Raw genomic sequence first — 19,874 nt, 5'->3', positions numbered from 1 at the left:
TAAGATATTATTAAATTATTCTTAGAAGTTGTTAAGCTAATTTTTTAATCAATCAAGATTCCCACTGTATTACTTTTATTTGTCTAATAAATCATTTAGCTCTTATGAAAGTGACATCCTTTTTTTGTACTGGTTTTTGAGACGAGTGTGCAAAAAATACAACGAACAGCAGGAAAATCTGCTTAAAAAAAATGTCTTATATATTCTAAATTACTGTATTCTAAAACCTTATCTTTATGTATCTTTTTAGATAACAGCTACACATTAATCATTATCATTATTTATAATGAAGAACGTTTTAAAGAAATACAGCAACAAGGCAAAAGCCGCTTTTATTTTACTGATTGTAATGCTGATTATTGTATTAAGTAACTTTAATACGCTGCGAAATTCTAAAAATATCAACGAAAATATCAACACTATTTATAATGACAGACTCGTTGTGGCTTATTATATCTTTCAATATGCAAATGAGCTCCACTATATAAAAGCGGAAGCACAGAAAGAGAATTTAAATGATATAACGAAAAATGACGAAATAAAAAATGCCCTGAAAATAATACATACAATTGATGATTTGTACTTTAAAACGGTTTTGACCCCGAAGGAAAAAATTCATTTTGACAATTTTCTGGCTTCCTGTTCTGCAATTAGTAGAGATGTGCAAAATAAAAACTGGAATCATATTGTACCTCTATGCGACAAGGCTTTAAACACACTGAATCAGCTTTCGGAAATTCAGGTAAAGGAAGGAAAAGTCAAACTCGCAAGTGCAAATGCGATGCATAGCGGTAACAATACACTTGGGCAGCTGGAAATTGCTTTGCTGATTGTTTTGGGTGGAATTACTTTTTACTTATTGATTATAAAAAAGCATAAAAGAAATATTAAAATTCCGGGATCACCGAGTCTTAATTAAAAACAGAAAGCCTGTGAAATAGAACTTCACAGGCTTTCTGTTTTATTGAATTATAATAAAATCCTTAATCATTTTGATTCTGCATTCCGAAAAGATTTCCTTTCTGAAATAACTTTAAATCCTGCTTTAAAGCTTTGCTGTTACGTTTTGTAAGTTCCTTTGAATCTAAGTCGTTTAAATCCGGTTTTCCTGCATTTACCCACGCTGTGTACCAAAAACTGGCTGTTGCTGTGATGGCCTTTTTCATCTGGCTTTCCACCATTCCGTTTAATTCCGTGTGCAATTTGGCAGCATATTCGTCTGAGAATTTAGCCGAATTGTATTTGCTCTTTACAATTTTGCCTTTAGCATCTACAACAAAAATCTGGTTTTCTGGAGTTGAAGTTCTTAACTTTTTGTCAACTGCCAATAGTGGCTCAACCAAGTTGTGTGTATCTCTGATCATGTCCCAGGTTGCTTTGTGAACATCATCATAATACTGCGCTTCAGGAACATTTAATTTATAATTTTTAACGAACAGCTCAGGCAGCCTGCTTTCCCAAAGTGAATGGATTCCTTTTTGATCCGTTAACTGACCATCATGATTGGCAGAAGTATGTAATGGCATGTGCGCATCTCCGATGTAATGACCTAAATCTGCAGCAAGAAATAAGATTTCGGCTCTGTTTTTTTCTTTGAAAGCTTTGGTTAATTTGGTCATCATGTCTTCAATGTACCAAGGTAAAATTCCGTTGTCGTTCAGGAATTTTGTATCGTACTTTTTAGTTGCTTCGTCCAGTGTTTTAGGTAAACTGTCAATTGGTACTTTAAAGTTCTCAAGATCAACATAATGTCTTGGGTTTTCATCTTTATACTTTAAGGCATATTTACGAATATCCGGAACAGAAGCTTCCTGTGTAATAAAATCAATATGATTATAAAAAAAGACTTGTAATTGTTGAGGCAGTGCCATTACAGCAGCTTTATTGATGCGTTCATGTCCCACAATTCCCCAGGATAAGGTCAAAAATCCAATTCCAATGGCAAAAAAAGCAATTAGTTTTGGTTTCATTTTAAAATTTTTCATTTGAAGTTTTATTTGAACTGCAAATTTATTTCTTTTAAAGATAATTTAAAAAAATACTAATTAATATTGTGTTAATTTAATTTTTATGATTTTTAAAACCTTTTAAATAATATAAATTTACATTTAACTCACGATGAAGTTTTTTCATAATTTTGTACTATTTTTACTTAAAAATTGCTGTATGCGCCTAATTCACTCTATTCTTTTTTCACTGATATTCATTTCAATTAGTTCTGCACAAGATGATATTGTGCAATTAAAAAATGTTAGTGATACGATTCTAAATCCTAAAAGAATATTAAAAATATCCGATTCTATGAATGGAATAAAAACCATGCAGCAGTTATTTCCCGGAAGATTATACAAGAAGTCTTCATACAACACTTTTATAAGCTGGAAATGCAATACCTGCAAACCCATAACCTACACAGATGTTAATGGCGTTGAAGAAGATCCATTATTTCCTTACAAAGAAGGAGTTGCAACACGACTTGATACCACAATTAATTATACAGATTCAAAAGGAAATCAATTCAAAATGTTGGTTTTTAATCATTCTGTTTATGATGCCGATGGATCACAAACCGGGCGCTTTAGCGGAGGACTTTTAGGATTAGCCAAATTTGCAAAAAATGAAAATGTCTGGGAAATGAAGTCGTATCAACCAGCAATTGCTGCCTTTGGTGCTTTCTCTCATATACCTGCTTTGAAACTTGTTGAAGTTGGTGAAGATCAATATGCTTTTTCGCTTATACATGCCAACGGAGGTGCTGGCGGACCTTACAACGCATACTTGTATCTAATTGTAGGTTTTAACGGCAAATACCAAACATTGATGGAACTGGGAGATTACAGACTTTCTAATAATGCCGAAGGCAGTACAGAGTGGTCAAGTACATACAAAGTTGTGAATGATGGCAAGAAAAAGTTTTTTAGGGATTTTGCCATTACAACCACCGGATTCTACAAAAAAGCAAAAGGAACTGAAGAAGACTTTGAAGTAGAAATGCCAAAGGAGTTAAGCGAAATGGTTAAAACGAAAAAACAATTTAATTTCACAATCGAAAAACGCTTTTCATTTGATGGTAAATGGTACACTATTGTTGGTAAACCTGTTGTCAAATATTATAATATTAAGTAATACTCCATTAAACCCTAACTTTAAAAGTTTAATTTAAACACATAGAATCATAGATTTTGTAAACGTAAGAAGGCGTTTCACTTGCTTTAAAACACATCGCTATGTGTCTTTTAAATTAGTGAAACGCCTTTTTAAGCTATGAAAAACTATGATTCTATGTGTTTAAACAATTTTAAGTAAGTAAATGAATAAAAATCATTTAAGATATAAAATCGACATCAAACCTAAACCTGCAATAAATATCCAAAGAAACACACCCTGCAATAATGGCTTTACTCCTACTGATTTTAAAGCATTACTATTTAAAGTTGCCCCGATTAGAAACAAAGTAATGGTTAAACCGATTTTTGCAATTCCAACGACATTTGGTGTAAAAATGGCTATTTGCGGCACATAAGAATTTAGAAGCATTGCCAAAACAAACAATCCGATAAAATACGGAATCTTAATTTTTGAGTTTTTATTTTTAAAAATAATTGCTGTCAAAATCGAAATAGGAATAATCCATAAAGCTCTTGCGAGTTTTACAGTAGTCGCAATCTGCAAGGCTTGGGCTCCATATTTATTGGCCGCCCCTACTACAGAACTGGTGTCATGAATGGCAATGGCACACCATAATCCAAAATCTTTCTGGGATAAATCAAGCTGATGCCCAATGAACGGAAACACAAACAGGGCAACCGAATTCAGAATAAAAATCACCCCCAATGCAATAGAAGTCTGATTTTCATTTGATTTGATTGTTGGAGAAATCGCCGCAATGGCACTTCCGCCACAGATTGCAGTTCCACACGAAATTAAGTGAGAAGTTTTTTTATCGGTTTTAAGCCATTTCCCTAAAAGTGTACCGAAAATTAATGTGCTGAAAATAGACAGGACTGTCAGCAAAAAACCTTCTTTACCAGCTGAAATTGCTGATGAAGTGTTCATTCCGAAACCTAAGCCTACTACAGAAAACTGCAATAAAAAAGTGATTGCTTTATGATTGAATTCTAAAAACGGGTTTCCAAAAACATTTACAATCAAAACCCCTAACAGCAAAGCAATTGGCGGTGAAATAATTGAAAACACACATAACAGGATTACTGCACCAAAAATAATTTGCTGAAGAAAAAGATTAACATCTATTAAATGCGACGCTGTATTTTGTTGTGTTTTCAAAATAGGGTACTTGATATTTACCCTGCAAAGTTCTGCCCTTTATTTTGAAAACACCAATCGTAAAATACAATCGACTATAACTTCAGGTTATAGTAAGAAGAAATATTCTGAATAAACAGTTCAGATAGAGCATTCGATTTTCCGAGTAATGTAATGATGTAAAAGTATCTTTCGATCGTTAAATTTTCTACATCTAAAACTATCAATTCATTATTTTTAAGCTCCTTGCCTACTGCGTGTATTGACATGAAAGCAAAACAATCTGAATTTAGTAAATAAGACTTGATACTTTCTGTATTTCCTAACTGCATTTCGATTTGAAGATTGGATAATTTTACACCTACTTGTTTCAAAGCATATTCAATAACTTCTAGTGTTCCTGAACCACGCTCGCGGGTGATAAATTTCATTGCTTTTAAATCCTCCAATGAAATTTCATTTTGCTTCACAAAAGGATTTTGAGTACTGCAGACCAAAACCAGTTCGTCTTTTATAAACGGAACATATTTAATCGACTGATTTTTAGATTGTCCTTCTACAATTCCAATTTCGATTTCTTTATTAATTAAGGCATTTTCAATCTGTTCGGTATTTCCGTTCAGTAGATTGACTTTAATTTCCTGCTGTTTTTGGTGAAATCTTGCTAAAACCGGCGAAATAATATATTGTGAAATGGTGGTACTTGAACCTAATCGCAGCAACCCCTGACGCTCGTTGCGAAACGAACTCATCTCAAAGTCGATGTCGCGATAAATTTCGAAGATATTTTTGGTATGTTCTAAAAGAATTTTTCCTGCAGGTGTTAAGGCTATTTTAGAACCGTTACGTTCAAAAAGCTTGGTTTTATAAGTTTCTTCGAGTTCCTGAATGTGTTTTGAAACTGCTGGCTGGGTAATGTACAATTCTGTTGCCGCTTTAGTAAAATTAAGGCGGAGTGCAACAGTGTAGAAAACTTTTAGCCTGAAGTCCATTATTACTTATTTTTAAATTCTTTGCGAATCTCTGTGAAATCTTTGAGAAACTTTGTGTTATAATTATTTCACTGAGATTCACAGAGCTTTCGAAAAGTTTCACTGAGATAAAATAAATATAAACTACAACATCCCATTATACTTCCTAATAAACCATTCCGTTGTCAATAAAACAGCAATTAAAACCAGTAGCCAAACCCAGTCAATTATTGGTGTTTTGGTTGAGATATTCTTTTCTATTGATTTGTATTCCTTATTTTCTAAAAGTGTCTGAATCAAATCATCTGCCTGATTTTCGAAAAAGGCTTTTCCATTAGTTTGTAACGCCAGTTGCTTCAGTTTTTGAACATCCGGATTTACAAATTGCTTTTCGATATCAAAATCCAAAATCTCAAAATGACTTGCATACGAAGTATTTGAATTTAATTCTTTTACTGTAAAATTATATTTTCCGGCAGCCAGACCGTCTAAGTTGACCGAGAAAGAATTGTTTCCCTTTAATAAATCGTAATTTTTGCTTTGCTTCGTTTTGGCATTTGTAACCGTGATGGTTAATCTGGCTTTTTCATCAAACTCATAGTTTTTATTGAAATACTGCGCATTGATTACAATAGCCTCTCCCGAATTGTAAAAACTTTCGTGCGTTACAACCAATGATTTTTTTGAAGCCGATGTTGCCAAATACTGAATGATCTTGTCTACAAAAACATCATATTTCTCAAACGACTGATTGTCAATATGACTTTGCAAACGCCATTTCCAGCTGTTTTCTCCTAAAAGAAAAGCAGTTCTTTTGCCTTGATTTTCGGCGAAAGCCAATAAAGGCGCATTGGTCGAAACATTCCTAATTTTAGACGAAAGCAAAACCGATACATTTCCACTGGTTGAAATACTCCCAAATAGATTTTGTAATGGCGGAAAGTTCTCAAAAGCAATATTTTCAATCGCAAACAAATTAAACTGCGACTGAAATTCGCTTAAATAATCTTCTCTTTGACCGCTCATTTTAAAAACCAGATTATTCTGTTTTTGGTTTAGGAAATTAAAGTCGGTATTGTTTCCGGTAATGATAAAACTATTTGTTCCGGCCAGTTTATTGTTGTCAAAAATAGGTTTGAAGGATCCATTTGGCTGATATAAAACCAAAACCGAGACATCGTTTAATTTATCAATTTCATTTGGTTTTGCCAGAATGACTTTTCGCTGTGCATTTGTTTCAATCGAACGTTTCAAAGCTCCGACGTCCGGATGGTTTATAGTGGAAACGATCGCGATAGTTGACTTTTGATCGATTACTTCAACTGCAAAGTTCTTGATATTGTTGTAACTGTTTTTCTCTTTTACATTCGATGAAATATTGGCTCTGAAAATTTGCAGCCCAACTTTATCAGCCGGTAACAATACATTTAAAGATGCTGTTTTTTTAGAGGGAGAAAAAGAAACTTTCTCTCTTGCTACAACAGAATTTCCCTGCGAAATTGTAAAATCGGCATTTACTGCTTTAGTACCTGCATATTGCAGAAAAACTTCAACCGGGAATTTATTTTTATGAAAAGCGTATTTGTTTACGTTTAACTGATTGATTTTTAAATCAAAAAAAGTGGTTGTATCTCCCACAACTAAAGGATACACTTTATTGACAGGATCAAAACGATATACGTAATCGTTTCCTGTAGTCTGATTTCCGTCGGTGATTATAACCGTTGGAAAAATCAGGTTTTTATTGATGCTTTTTAAATTCTTTGCAACCTCATCCAGATTGGTCTGTTTTCCTTTAAAATCAAAGTTGTCCGAAGGCCTAAAATCGGCATCAAACTGATAGGACTGGATTTCAAATTTATCCTGAAGGGCTGGATCCGAAATCAGTTTCTGATACAATTCAGTAACTTTTTTATCAGATTTCAAAGCGGTAATAGAACTCGAATTATCTACCGCAATTGCCAAAGGGGTTTTGGTTACTTCCAGCGAATTCTTAGTCATTACAGGATTAATTAGTAAAATCAATAATCCAAAAATGACTGAAAAACGCAAAAAAGCCAAAAGCATATTCACATTCGAATAACTTTTGGCTTTATAAAAATATTGAAAGTACGACAATCCACCAGCTATTACTAAAGAAAGTAATACTAATAGAATCGTGTTTGTAGTCATATAATTAATTTAAAGATTGAAAAATTAGAAGATTGAAAAATCAAAGTAGCTACGAATATAAGAATCTTTTAATTTTTAAATCATTAAATCTTTTTAATTATCTAAGTAAGCATTCCTCCGCAAACATTAAGCACTTGTCCGGTAACATAAGCACTCATATCAGATGCTAAGAAAAGACATGCATTAGCAACATCTTCAGTAGTTCCGCCACGTTTCAACGGAATTCCGTCTCTCCATCCTTTTACTACATCTTCAGGTAATTTTGCCGTCATTTCGGTTTCAATGAATCCCGGAGCAATTGCGTTACAGCGAATATTACGCGAACCCAGTTCTAAAGCTACTGATTTTGTAAAACCAATCGCACCAGCTTTTGAAGCTGCGTAGTTCGTTTGTCCCGCATTTCCTGAAACTCCAACTACAGAACTAATGTTAACAATAGAACCTGCACGTTGTTTTAAGAAAGTTTTCTGAATTGCTTTTGTCATATTAAAAACCGATTTCAAATTGACATCAATCACCTGATCAAAATCAGCTTCAGACATACGCATCAATAGGTTATCTTTTGTAATACCGGCATTGTTAATCAAGATATCAACTGTTCCAAAATCTGCCAGAACAGCATCAACAAAAGTCTGCGCTTCATTAAAATCCGCTGCATTCGACTGGTATCCTTTTGCTTTAATTCCCAAACCGTTCAATTCTGCTTCCAAAGCCTGAGCAGATTCTACAGATGAGCTGTATGTAAAAGCTACATTAGCACCATGTTTAGCAAAAACTACGGCAATTCCTCTACCTATTCCACGGCTTGCGCCTGTAATGATGGCTACTTTTCCTTCTAGTAATTTCATATTAAAAATTAATTTTATAATTATTTGTAGCTAATCCTGCTATCCGCTATATCTTTATTATCCGCAAAAAAGCGGCTAAAAAAGGATACCGCTTCTATCAGGGCTAAAAACGACTCGTCAAATATAGAAAAATTCCTTTTTTTAAAAAAATAACAATTACAATAACATTTTAATATCATAAAAAAACAAATCTTCCTAAATCTGATACAAATCAAAAAAGCAGTCCAAAATGAACTGCTTTTCCTATATAAAAATTAAACTATATTTTTAATTTAATGCATATGTAGTAATTCTAAAATTACTATTAGCACTGGTAAATGTCCAAATAACATTGCTGTAAGTAATTTTAAAATTTTCTCTTTTAACATATAAACCTTTAGAATTTGTTAATTCATCATCAATTTTTTTCAATAAGGCTGGTGCCGGAATTAATGCTGTTGCAGTCTGCCATGAATCATGAGTTAACACTATTGTTTTATCTACAGCATTTTCGCTCGTAGTCACATTGTGGTAAAGTGTTGGTCTTCCTCCTGAGAATCTGTATTCAATGTAATTCCATCCTCCATCATTAAAATAAAGCTGTACCCTTGTTAATTGCTGATTAGCAGGCAAGTTTGCATTAATCTCATTTAACAAAGACTTACATAAAGTAGATGTTGTAGGAGCATTTGTTAAAAAAGGAGAAATATATCCATAGACCTTGAAAGGATTTCCGTCTAATAATACCTTATAATCATCTGTCAGGATGAGTGGCTTATTTGTATATTTAATAGTTGCGCTCACTCCGCCAGTTCCAGTCGCAGTAAAACTTCCATCGGATTCATTATAAGCAAAATTAGTTAAGTTTTGACCTTTAACAACCACTGCCGGACTAACAGTGATTCCTGTTGGCGTGTAAGCAATCCCCATGTTATAGCTCATATTGTAGCCTGTTTCTACAGAATTTGCTGTTGCGAATCGAGGCGCTTCATCAAAAACAAAATCTAATTGGTGTTTTGTTGTACCATCATTCGTTTCTAACATTCTAAACAATGGACGATCATCTCCTCCTACAACATTTTCTGCCATAATAATGTTCTCAGATAAATTATTCCAGTCATCAGCGGTTGCTTTTACGAATCTTAATTCCTGAAAACTTCTATTGGTTTTAAAAATGATATCCCCGTTTTCCTGGCCGTAATACAAAAACTGAAAATCACCTTTGTATCCCTTACCTTCTAATGCTGCAGTTGGAAAATTATTTGAGTCCGATAAAAGATGAATTCTGTTTTTTGTAGAAAACAATAAACTTACCGTACTGCTAAGCTCTACACTGTAATCACTTACATACGAATCTGTATCTTCATCAAAATCAGAAGCCATTTCTACTTTTCCATCATTAGAGAATTTGAATAAATGAGTAAATCCTCCCAATTGCGTATTATCTGTAAAATATACTGCTTTCCAGCCATACTGTGATGTCAGCAATAAATCACTCAATTCTTTTTTCTGAGCATTTAATCTTTCAGTTGGTGTCTGATCAAACTTTTGTTCTGCATCTGTATTGGTACAAGAACCTAATTGTATTGCAATAAAAGCAAAAATTAGAAACTTAAATGTATTTTTTATTTTCATGATGTTTCTTGTTAAATTAATTTTTTAACTAATTTTAATTGCCATTAACAACCGCTGTGGTATTTTTTTCAGCTTCATCTCTTAAAGCATAAAAATCTAGATTAAAGGCTTCCTTGAAATATTTAACTACAATAGCTTCCTTAGCTCTAATTGCTGCCACTGCTTCATCACTATCAATTCCTGCTAAAATTGCATCATATTCAGCTTTAGAATTAATAAGCATAATAGAGGCCATTTCTGCAAAATCTTCATTAATGTTGGATCTTGCATAAGCAGTTATAAAGCCTTCTTCATTTGCTACGGCATCATTAGATGCGTACCAGTTTGCCGTATATCCGGAAGGTGTAATTTTAGACAGTGCTTTTTCGTCGTAAGGCTTAGTCTGATTTAAAATATGAATATATTCGTGCTGTATGGTATGAATAAACCTTTTTACATTTTCTCTATCTGTTTTATCTACATAATCTGTTTCAAAAAGTGTAACTCTTTGTCCACCTTCTGCCAAACCTAAAGTAATCGTTCCGGTTGAATTTAGGTTCACACCACCCACCAATACAATTTCTCGGGGTGCTATTTTTTTAACAAAATCCGGTCCTGCAATGGTTTTATAACTCTCTAACCAAATTTTTTGAATGATTTCCAGTACCGGTTTTACCTTGTCTTCTTGAGGTGGATATAAATAACGATTAAAATCAACTGTATTTTGATTCCACTTATACTGAACCTTCATATTGTAAGGATTCAAATAAGCTGTTGTAATCCATTTATCTAAATCAGTTTGAACAGGGTTACTTAAATCTAACTGACTCTCTTTTAGCAAATCTTCATGAGAACATCCGCTAAAGGCAATAAAAGCTAATGCTAAAATTGCAATTCTATATTTTTTGATGATTTTCATATTTTATATTTTATATTTTATATTACCTTGGATTTTTTTCAACACCATTTGATGATGCATGTAATGGAATTTGTAACGCTCTGCGTTTATCATTCTTGGTCAAGATATTTGTTGGATTATTATAGATTTCATGTCTAACTTCTAAATTAAAACGTTTAATATCAAACCATCTGATTCCCTCATGAATAAAATCTACTCTGCGAATCTGCGCAATTGCTTTTATATATGATTTTTGCTCATCTGAAGTATTATAAAACGGTGTATATTCATTTTGAATTACAGGATATGTATCAACAACTAACTCGTTTGTTACAATATCTGTTGCAGGATTGAATCCTTCAGTGATTGTCGATAAGTAATATTGTAATTCAATATTTGCTTCGGCAAAATTATTTTGCATAACAAGAGCTTCAATTCTGTTTAGATAAAACTCATTGTTGCTTATTAATACTTGCGAAACAAAACCATTTCCAATACCTGCATTCGGATTCGTATATTTAAAATATTCATCAAATTTTGGCACAAAAACTGTAATCTGGCCATTATACGATAAAATATCGAAAAGCCAATTTTTATTAAAAAGATTAGTCGAAGCCCCTACAATTTCATCTTGTCTGGCTCCTGTAAGCTGAAATCTATTTTGGTAAAAAGATCTTTTATACCAGGATTGCGCAGAGGTTACTAATAAATTGGTTTCTTCAGTTGCTTCACCATAAACCCTAAGACGTGTATTAAAGTCAAATGCTAAATAGGACTCATAATTTCTCAGCTTTCCATCAGGGTTAGCTGCTAATTGATCTGAAAGCGAAACGACTTTGGCCCAATTTCCTTTAATTAAGTAAAAACGGGATGCAAAAGCTTTCGCTGCTTCTACATTAAAATGAAATTTAGGTTGTTTATATTCATTTGTCACATATTTTAAACCTTCTTCAATATCTTGCTCCAGATATGAAAAAACTTCTGCCATAGAATTTCTTTTATACTTTTTAATCAGTACATCTTCGGGTTCTGTTACATATGGAATTCCTAAATCTGTATCAGCAGTAGCCGGATTATAACGATTAGCCCAAAAAGTAACCAACATAAAATGTGCATACGCCCTTGCCAATAATGCCTCCCCTTTTTGTGGATTAAGGCTAGCCGGACTGCCTAATTCTTCAATAGCCTGTAAGGCTTTATTTGCATGTGCGATGGCATTATAACAAGCATCCCAATAATTTGCCTGAGTATCTGTATCCACTGCCTCATTCATTTCCCAATTATAATTTTGCGTGTTATTGGGCTCAAACAAACCTGGATCAGCACTATCAAAAACATTATCCGACATCGTTTCAGCAAACTCCATATAAGAACCTTTTGGATAAGCATTAACAAGCAATTCAGTTATTTTTTCTGGTGTATCTATTTGTGTTCTATTATCCGGAGTTTCTGATAAGAATTCATCACAACTACTGATACTTATAAGTAACAATAGTGATAGTGTTATTTTTATTTTTTTCATAATACTATAAATTATAATGAAATGTTTAATGTAAATGTATATTGTGTTGTAACCGGTAATGCCACACCTCCTGTATTACGAAATTCAGGATCCTGACCATTTAGTCTTTTATCTGAATAAATCAATAATGGGTTAACCGCAGAACCTTTTAACGTAAAAGTCGATAATCCTAATTTTTTCTTGAAATCTTTAGGAAATTCCCAACTTAGGGATACATTTTTTAATCTGACAAAATCTCCGTCTGCGATACGTGCATCCGAAAAATTATAGGTATTATAAGCAATTTCAAGATCTCTTGACTGTTCATCATAATTAGCAATTAATCTTTTATCGGCTATTACAGGTATATTAGTAACATTTTCATCGCCAGGATTTATCCAACGGTTTGTATAATCTTTTGTAAATACTGTTAAGTCATCATATTCACTATCAAATATCGGGTTTAAACGGACTTTATTTCCGGAAGATGCTACTACAAAAACATATAATGACCAGTTTTTATAAGTAAAAGTGTTTGAAAGACCGAAAGATTTATTTGGCTCAATTGATCCTTCATATTTTAAATAGTCCGTAACATTTTCGGTGTCCTGAAAATTAGCACCTGCAATATTATCAGTTTCTCCTTCTTTCATTTGAAATGTTGGTAAACCCTGATTATTTAAACCTGTAAAATGATACGAAAAAAGTGAGTTTCTTGGGCGTCCTAATGCATTTCCTCCGGTTCCTTCAATCAAATCAAAAGCAGTAGGCTGATTTCCTAACTTTGTAACTTCCTGGTTGTAAACTGAGAAATTAAAATTAGTTGACCATTTAAAATCTTTAGCGTTGATATTAGTAGTTGTTAAACTAATCTCAAGACCTTTTGTTTCCATATCGGCATTGTTTCCTTGTTTTATTTTTTGTCCTCCTATTCCGGATGTCACTACATAATCTACCAGGTCAAATGCTTTTCGGCTGTAAATATCTGTTGTTAATTGTATCCTGTTATTAAACATTCCAAGATCAAAACCTAAATTGGTTTCAAATTGTTTTTCCCAAGTCAAGTCTCCATTCTGAAGTTCATCTATTTCAATACCAGATTCTCTGTCATCTAAGTTTAAACGGTCAGTAATAAAACTTTTATAAATAGCTAATGAATTTGTAGCAGGCCCCGCTGTAGCAGTAAGTCCATAAGATGCTCTTAAAGCAAGATTATTTATTACAGAAACGTTTTGCATAAAATCTTCCTCCTTCACATTCCATTTTCCACTAAAAGTATAAGTAGGAAGCCATCTTGAAGAATCACTATTACCTTGTCTGTTTGATCCGTCATAACGCCCGGTAAGAGATCCTGTATAACGACGATCATAAGTGTATCCTACTTTTCCAAAAAATCCCATTGTTCTTTCTCTTTCTTCATTAAAACCAAAATAAGAGCCCCCTTCCGTAATGATTTTTTCTAATAGTCTTGGGTCTGTAAAACCGGTAAGACCTTTATCATACTGCACACCAAAAGCAGTGAAATTATCGCTGTTTCTGTCTAAAGACCTTAATTCGGTACCAAATAAACCTTCTAATTCATGTGTATCATTTAAAGTACGTCTGTAATTAACACTATTTCTAATATTATAAGATGTTAAATCATTTGTAAATTTTCTAAGCATTCCCCCATTTGGCAGAACTGAAACTTTTGGTGCAGTCAGATCATCAGGATCTTGATATAAAAAAATATTTTCATCTCTGACAACTGTTGTTTCGGCAGCATTATAAGCACCTACTATATTCGAATTTTCAAGAATTTTGTGTTCTCTGCTTGTATTAGCATATCGGGCAGCTGCAGTCAGATTATAGGTCAAATAAGGATTTATTTTATAATCTAAATCCATTTGAAAACGTATATCTTTTACCTTAATCTCCATGAAATTATTCTCTAATTCATTTAAGATATTTATTGGTGCCCAATTGTTTCTGTAATATTCTAAATTGCCGTTATCATCATAAGGTCTTAAAGTTCTGCTTGTATTTAACACATAATTGAACGGATTAATATCAAAAGCTCTGGTAGTTGTTCCAAAGTATTCATCCTTTTCACTATCATAACTTCCAGGAGCTCCCTGATCTCTAATAGAAGCTTGTGTTGTTAGTGTAACATTCAATCTGTCATTAACATAAAAAGTTCCCTTTAAATTGGATGAAAGTTGTTTAACATTATCCGCAATACTCCAACCCGGATCAGTATAATAGGCTAATGATCCATAAAATGTATTGTTTTTTCCTCCTCCTGAAAAACTTAATGAATGATTTTGGGTAATTGAAGGTCTGAACAACGTTTTAAACCAATCTGTGTTTGCTAATTCATATTTTTTTAAAAAAGCATTACGACTAGCCGGATCATTATTTACTAAATAACTATCTGTTTCAGGTATATAGGTAGAAACAGCTCTTTCAAGAATATTATAAACTCCGCCATAACGTCCTTGTGTTGTTAATGGTCTTTCTAAGAATCCTTTTGCTTCAACCTCTTTTAAAATACTCATTGTTTCCTGAGAATTCAAAATATCATATTGATTATAATTTGGCACAGTTCTTACTGAATTTTCAACTGAATAAGTAACCTTTAATGGCGAATCTCTTCGTCCTTGTTTTGTAGTCACAACAATAACACCGTTTAATGATCTTGACCCATATATAGAAGTTGCCGATGCATCTTTCAAAATTTCGATACTTTGTATGTCATTCGAATTTAAACCCGCAACCGAAGAACTTAATAATGTTTCGGAATTTCCAGAGGCCAAGTCTGCTACAGAAACATTAATAATATCTTCCTGAACAACTCCGTCAATAACCCATAATGGTTTAGTATCTCCAAAAATAGATGATGATCCACGTACTGTAATTTTTGGTGCTGTTCCAAAAGTACCTGTAATATTCTGAACAGTTACCCCCGCTGCTTTACCTTCAATCATTCTACTGATATCCACTACACCGTCTACTTTAAGTTCAGAACCCGAAATTTTACTTATAGCTCCTGTAAAAGTTCTTTTAGAAGTTTTTTCATAACCTGTAGTAATGACCACTTCTTTTAAGTTTTGTCCTTCTTCTGTTAAGGCAATTGTTGGAGAAGTATTTTCTATCCCAATTTCTTTAGTTTCGAAACCTACATAAGAAATTAGTAACCTATTGCTGTTCGTTGGCATTTCAATAGAAAAATTTCCATCAAAATCAGTCAGCACCGATATCTTTGATCCTTTTGCAAGTACAGTAGCTCCAGGTAATGGACTACCACTTAAATCTGTTACTTTACCTCTGATAATAGGACCAGCCGATAAAATTTCGAATAATGGATTACGAGACTCATCGCTACTAAAACCATCTAATTTTGTTTTTTTTTGTAAAATAATCTGATTACTTATTTCTGCATAAGTAATATTGAATGGTTTTAAAATTCGGCTAAGTATACTTTCTAAAGTTTCCTGATTAGCTTCAAGACTAACTTTTTGATTTAGCTGTGGTAATCTGGAATTGTATGAAAATTTTACGTGTGCAGACTTTTCAAGTTTAGACAATGTATTATCCAAACTTAAATTTTCAACTGCAATGGTAACTTTCGTATCTAATTTTCTTTGTCCATTCACACTGTTTGCCATGGTAACACTTGAAAACACAAGTGCTAAGGCGAACTGAAATAGCGTTATTTTCATGATTCGATGGAGTAATCGTTGTTTAACAACTGGTTTTTTCATAATTTTGGTTTGTTTTGATTAATACTGTTCAAGGGTATTTTAGAAACGCAATAAATAACTCTTTACAGAGAGTCATTTAACTTTATTAAGTGTCGGATATGTTACAGCATTTCGGCACTTTTTATATATTTTCACATAGGCAACAATTGAATTTTATTTATACTTACTATTAAATCTGGTTATTAAAAATTTAATTACAACCTTGTGAGGTTATTGTAATTTGATTTCCATTCATTTCAAAACTGGTATCATTTCCAATGCTTTTGCAAATAATTTTAAGCTTCTCTGATAATGGCTGATCACTTAATGAAGTAGTTAAATGACAATCTTTTAATTTATCTTTAGGAAAGTCAATCTCAACCAGATAGGCTTGTTCTATCGTCTTCAAAATCTGTACTACAGGAATATCGGTAAATTCAAAACTTAATTGTTCAATATTTCCAACATTACTAACCAATGTTTTATCTTCTGTAATATTGGTTATCTTGGTAAAAATCAAATCTTCCCTCAAAAAACGTAAAGCTTCATTAGGCAACAAAACAATCTCTTTATTTGAGTTTCCGATTAATCCATTTGAACTTACCTTTACTTTACCGGTGCGAACAAGAATTTCAACATTTGGCTGGTCTGAATAAGCCCTTACCCGAAAACTAGTACCAACAACTTTTGTAATAATTTCGTTGGCATAAACAAGAAAAGGTTTTTGGGGATTTTTACTAATTTCAAAGAAACCTTCCCCGGATAAATAAACCTTCCTTTCGTTTCCTGTAAAAATTTTAGGGTAACTTAATTTACTATTTGGCTGTAATAAAACCGAACTGCCATCAGACAAAGTTATTATTTGCGGTTTGCCTGAATTATTTGTCTGTTCAACAAGTCCTTCGCTATTATCTTCAATAAGTTCTTTATAGGTAACCACTGTATGGCTTACATCAAATTGACCATGGTAAAACCAAATCGATAAAAAACCAAAAAATAAAGTAGCAGCAATTCCAAGCCAGTAATGCCTTAAATATTTAACTGGATAATGTTTAGTGGTTTTATTGTCTTTTTCTTTTTCTTCAATTTTAACCCAGGTCGATTGAAGTGCATTAGTAAGTTCTGATGAAGAAATTTTTTTAACAGGTGCTTTCATAGCCAGCAACAAAAGCCTGGAATCTTCTACTAATTTTGCTCGTTGCTGATTTTCTAAAGTCCATTCTTCCCAGCCTTGCTCATCAATTTTAGACAAAACCCACAATTGAAATGATTGATCGGCTAAAAAATCTTCAATTTCGATATAATAATTACGTTTTTGCATCTATGAAATAAGGTTACAAAAACATAGAGGACAGTTTTCTTATTATATACTCACTGATTTATGATTTTTTTTTATTTTTTTTAACTAAATATTAAAAATGCATGAAGATAGTAATACTAAAAGAGGAAAACTTCCTTTCCATTCCTTACGAAGCTTAAGTAAACCGCGGTGTAATAGATTATTTGCTGATTGATAATTTACGTCTAACATTTCTGCAATTTGTTCAACTGACAATCCTTGGTTATATCTTAAAAAAAGTGCTTCTTTTTGACGGGAAGGCAAATCATTTAAAAGTTTATTGAGATACAATACACGTTCTGCAGTTGCTTCATCATCTATAAAATCATGTTCTACTGAAAAATCAAAAAGAAATTCAATTGAATCAGTAGTAGTAATTTTTTTAAAAATATGATCACGCTCATACAACCTTGCAATTCTCTTTCGCACACTTGACAATAAATAAGCTTTTACCACATTAGGTTCTTGCAATGAATCCCGATACAACCAAATATCAGCAAATACATCCTGAACACAATCCTGTACTTTTTCTGCAAAGGGCGAAAATGAATTTCCATAATTAATTAAATCCGCATAGTACTTTTCAAAAAGTAACGAAAATGATTTTTCATCACCTGCCTTCAGTTTACTCCAAAGTTTATGGTCATCGTAGGTTTTTATTGTTAAGATTTGGGTTTTCATAAATATTCAGTATTTATATTAGAAACAACCACCCAACGTGCTTTTAAAATTTATCATTTTTTTTGCTTCAATAAATTATGTAAAAAATATTTTAAACTAATAAATAATAATTAAAACACAATATTGTGAGTTATTTTTTACAAAAAAAAAATATAATTTAACATTATTTTGTGTTTTTGTTTTATAAATATATGAAGCCCAAAGTTTAAAAACAATTTTTTTACAAAAAAGAAATGTTTTAACGTGAGTTCGATGTAAACAATAATTAAGCTACAAGCCTGTTGTTTTCAAAATCAATATTTATAGAAGGCTTTTTAGGGAAGAAAGAATAGGCTATTAGTGCTGATAATAAATTAGTTATAAAGTTATCAAAACTTCTGTGTCTTGTATGTTCTATTTGACAAATATTTTTCAATTGATCATAAACAGTTTCAATTAATGAGCGCTTTCTTAGCATAATTTTATCTTGTAAAAGCATCATACTATTTTTCATGTTCTTTTTGATTTTAGTAATCAAATGCACACCATCTATAAAAAGCTGTTCAAACAAATCTTTTCCAATATATCCTTTGTCACCAAAAAGTTTTCCAAAAATTCTTTTGTGAAAGTTATTGCTTTTTAAAGGTTCTCTATCATCAACATTGGCTTGAGTAAAGATAAAATCAAGAATTTCTCCCTTATCATTTATAATTAAGTGTAATTTAAACCCAAAGAACCATCCCGTTGAAGTATGCCCTTTTGTAGCTAAATCTTTGAATGTTTTATGCTGTTTTTCCCGTCTAATATGGCATGCTCTCAAAGGGGTAGAGTCAATTATAGAAATTCCTGTGCATTGACCTAAACAGCAGGTTTTCAAAAATAGGGCCATTGGTACAGCGGTTCTTTTTTGAAGTTCCACAAATCTATTGTAAGACACAAGGTTTGGAAATTCGTTATTCAAATGTTTTCCTATATAAAACAAGTAAAAATGTTTTAAGTTTTTGAAACCCATAGTGTGAAATAGCACTAAAATGGTTATAACTTCACTATCTGACATAATAAATTTTCGGTTTCTTTTCTTTGGAGCCTCTTTTTCTTTTAAGCTATGAGCAGCTATAGTTTTATCAAATTCTTTACAGAATTCGTCTATAAGAAAGTAAATTTCAGTAATTTTATTCGCATCTAACATAGAGGTGGTTTTAAATGTAATTAATTGTTTGTCAGGCTTTAATATACATAAACCATCTCTATTTTTCAAATATATCCTTCCTTTTTTATGTCGAACTCACGTTGTTTTATTTACAAAACAAAGAAACAAGTACAAAAAAGCACAAAAAAAGCCTTACTAAAGTTAGTAAGGCTTATTATGAAAAGTTTATTTAAAAAAGCTTTTAGAAAGCTACATTCCATCTTGGTAATTTACCATTATCATCTAAGAAATTTTGCAAAACTTGTCCTTCAACTGCAGTTGGAATAGCTTTAACATCTGCATTAAAAGTTTCATACCAAACAACTTCAAGAGCTGAAATACTTTCCAGTTTCATTTGTGCCGGCCAAGAGTATTTTCTTCCGGTTTTGGCAAATTGATGTCCGTTTACAATTTTATCATATAACCCGCCATTTTTGCTTTTCAATGTCCCATCATTTTGAACAGTTCCGGTAGAAGCTACCATGATTAATTCTTTTGCTTCAGCTTCAACAGCATACACAACAAAAATCCCTGCACTTCCTTCGGGAGCATTACAAACTTGCTCTAAACTGTCTTCTATCGCAAAAGTAAAACTATTGCTTACTTTAAACTTTTTTAATTCTTTACTCATTTTTCTTATTTTTAAGCTACTGCTATTTGAGAATTTCAGTAGCCAAGTTTTTAATTATATTCCAGCCATTTTAAAAATATAAAA

The 19,874-nt window shown here is 32.4% G+C and carries 15 protein-coding genes; 2 read left to right on the top strand and 13 right to left on the bottom strand.

Annotation, left to right across the window (positions count from 1 at the left end):
* Positions 1-286 precede the first annotated feature (286 nt).
* The gene (locus BXU10_RS22975) at positions 287-919 is read left to right on the top strand and encodes an MCP four helix bundle domain-containing protein (protein ID WP_078229781.1); all 633 of its coding nucleotides are present in this window, start codon (positions 287-289) and stop codon (positions 917-919) included.
* Between the two features lie 64 nt (positions 920-983).
* Here the strand turns inward: BXU10_RS22975 and BXU10_RS22970 are convergent, their stop codons facing one another.
* A complete protein-coding gene (locus BXU10_RS22970; RefSeq protein WP_078229780.1) occupies positions 984-1,985 on the bottom strand; it encodes a zinc dependent phospholipase C family protein in 1,002 nt (333 codons plus the stop codon).
* 181 nt (positions 1,986-2,166) lie between these two features.
* Here BXU10_RS22970 and BXU10_RS22965 point away from each other — a divergent pair, with 181 nt between their 5' ends.
* Complete coding sequence (locus tag BXU10_RS22965) at positions 2,167-3,126, top strand: hypothetical protein (protein WP_078229779.1); 960 nt, start codon at positions 2,167-2,169, stop codon at positions 3,124-3,126.
* A 195-nt stretch (positions 3,127-3,321) separates the two neighbouring features.
* Here the strand turns inward: BXU10_RS22965 and BXU10_RS22960 are convergent, their stop codons facing one another.
* The 12 genes from BXU10_RS22960 to BXU10_RS22905 all read right to left on the bottom strand — a co-directional run bounded on the left by BXU10_RS22960 (position 3,322) and on the right by BXU10_RS22905 (position 19,790).
* Positions 3,322-4,287 carry a YeiH family protein gene (locus BXU10_RS22960; RefSeq protein WP_078229778.1) on the bottom strand — a complete coding sequence of 322 codons (966 nt, stop codon included), beginning with the start codon at positions 4,285-4,287 and terminating at the stop codon, positions 3,322-3,324.
* A 74-nt stretch (positions 4,288-4,361) separates the two neighbouring features.
* Positions 4,362-5,258: a LysR family transcriptional regulator gene (locus BXU10_RS22955; protein WP_078229777.1), complete on the bottom strand. Its 897-nt coding sequence runs from the start codon at positions 5,256-5,258 to the stop codon at positions 4,362-4,364.
* 123 nt (positions 5,259-5,381) lie between these two features.
* Positions 5,382-7,409, bottom strand: coding sequence for a hypothetical protein (locus BXU10_RS22950; RefSeq protein ID WP_078229776.1), 2,028 nt, complete (start codon positions 7,407-7,409; stop codon positions 5,382-5,384).
* A gap of 101 nt (positions 7,410-7,510) precedes the next feature.
* Positions 7,511-8,257, bottom strand: a complete 747-nt coding sequence (gene fabG / locus BXU10_RS22945) for a 3-oxoacyl-[acyl-carrier-protein] reductase (RefSeq protein ID WP_078229775.1) — start codon at positions 8,255-8,257, stop codon at positions 7,511-7,513.
* A 267-nt stretch (positions 8,258-8,524) separates the two neighbouring features.
* Entirely contained in the window at positions 8,525-9,871 is a 1,347-nt protein-coding gene (locus tag BXU10_RS22940; RefSeq protein ID WP_078229774.1) for a DUF4302 domain-containing protein, read from the bottom strand.
* Between the two features lie 34 nt (positions 9,872-9,905).
* Positions 9,906-10,769, bottom strand: a complete 864-nt coding sequence (locus tag BXU10_RS22935; RefSeq protein WP_031455327.1) for a putative zinc-binding metallopeptidase — start codon at positions 10,767-10,769, stop codon at positions 9,906-9,908.
* 22 nt (positions 10,770-10,791) lie between these two features.
* Positions 10,792-12,270: a RagB/SusD family nutrient uptake outer membrane protein gene (locus tag BXU10_RS22930; RefSeq protein WP_078229773.1), complete on the bottom strand. Its 1,479-nt coding sequence runs from the start codon at positions 12,268-12,270 to the stop codon at positions 10,792-10,794.
* 11 nt (positions 12,271-12,281) lie between these two features.
* Positions 12,282-15,992 (bottom strand): SusC/RagA family TonB-linked outer membrane protein, encoded by a 3,711-nt coding sequence (locus BXU10_RS22925; RefSeq protein ID WP_078229772.1) that lies wholly within the window; start codon positions 15,990-15,992, stop codon positions 12,282-12,284.
* Between the two features lie 190 nt (positions 15,993-16,182).
* Entirely contained in the window at positions 16,183-17,292 is a 1,110-nt protein-coding gene (locus BXU10_RS22920; RefSeq protein ID WP_078229771.1) for a FecR family protein, read from the bottom strand.
* 84 nt (positions 17,293-17,376) lie between these two features.
* On the bottom strand, positions 17,377-17,991 hold the full coding sequence (locus tag BXU10_RS22915) for an RNA polymerase sigma factor (protein ID WP_078229770.1): 615 nt from the start codon (positions 17,989-17,991) through the stop codon (positions 17,377-17,379).
* 265 nt (positions 17,992-18,256) lie between these two features.
* Positions 18,257-19,159, bottom strand: a complete 903-nt coding sequence (locus tag BXU10_RS22910) for an IS982 family transposase (RefSeq protein ID WP_078227759.1) — start codon at positions 19,157-19,159, stop codon at positions 18,257-18,259.
* Between the two features lie 202 nt (positions 19,160-19,361).
* Positions 19,362-19,790 (bottom strand): hypothetical protein, encoded by a 429-nt coding sequence (locus BXU10_RS22905; RefSeq protein WP_078229769.1) that lies wholly within the window; start codon positions 19,788-19,790, stop codon positions 19,362-19,364.
* Between the last annotated feature and the right edge of the window lie 84 nt (positions 19,791-19,874).

Source organism: Flavobacterium sp. LM4, assembly GCF_002017935.1.
GTDB classification, from domain to species: Bacteria; Bacteroidota; Bacteroidia; order Flavobacteriales; family Flavobacteriaceae; genus Flavobacterium; species Flavobacterium chungangense.
This window is presented reverse-complemented; position numbering and strand designations above follow the sequence as displayed.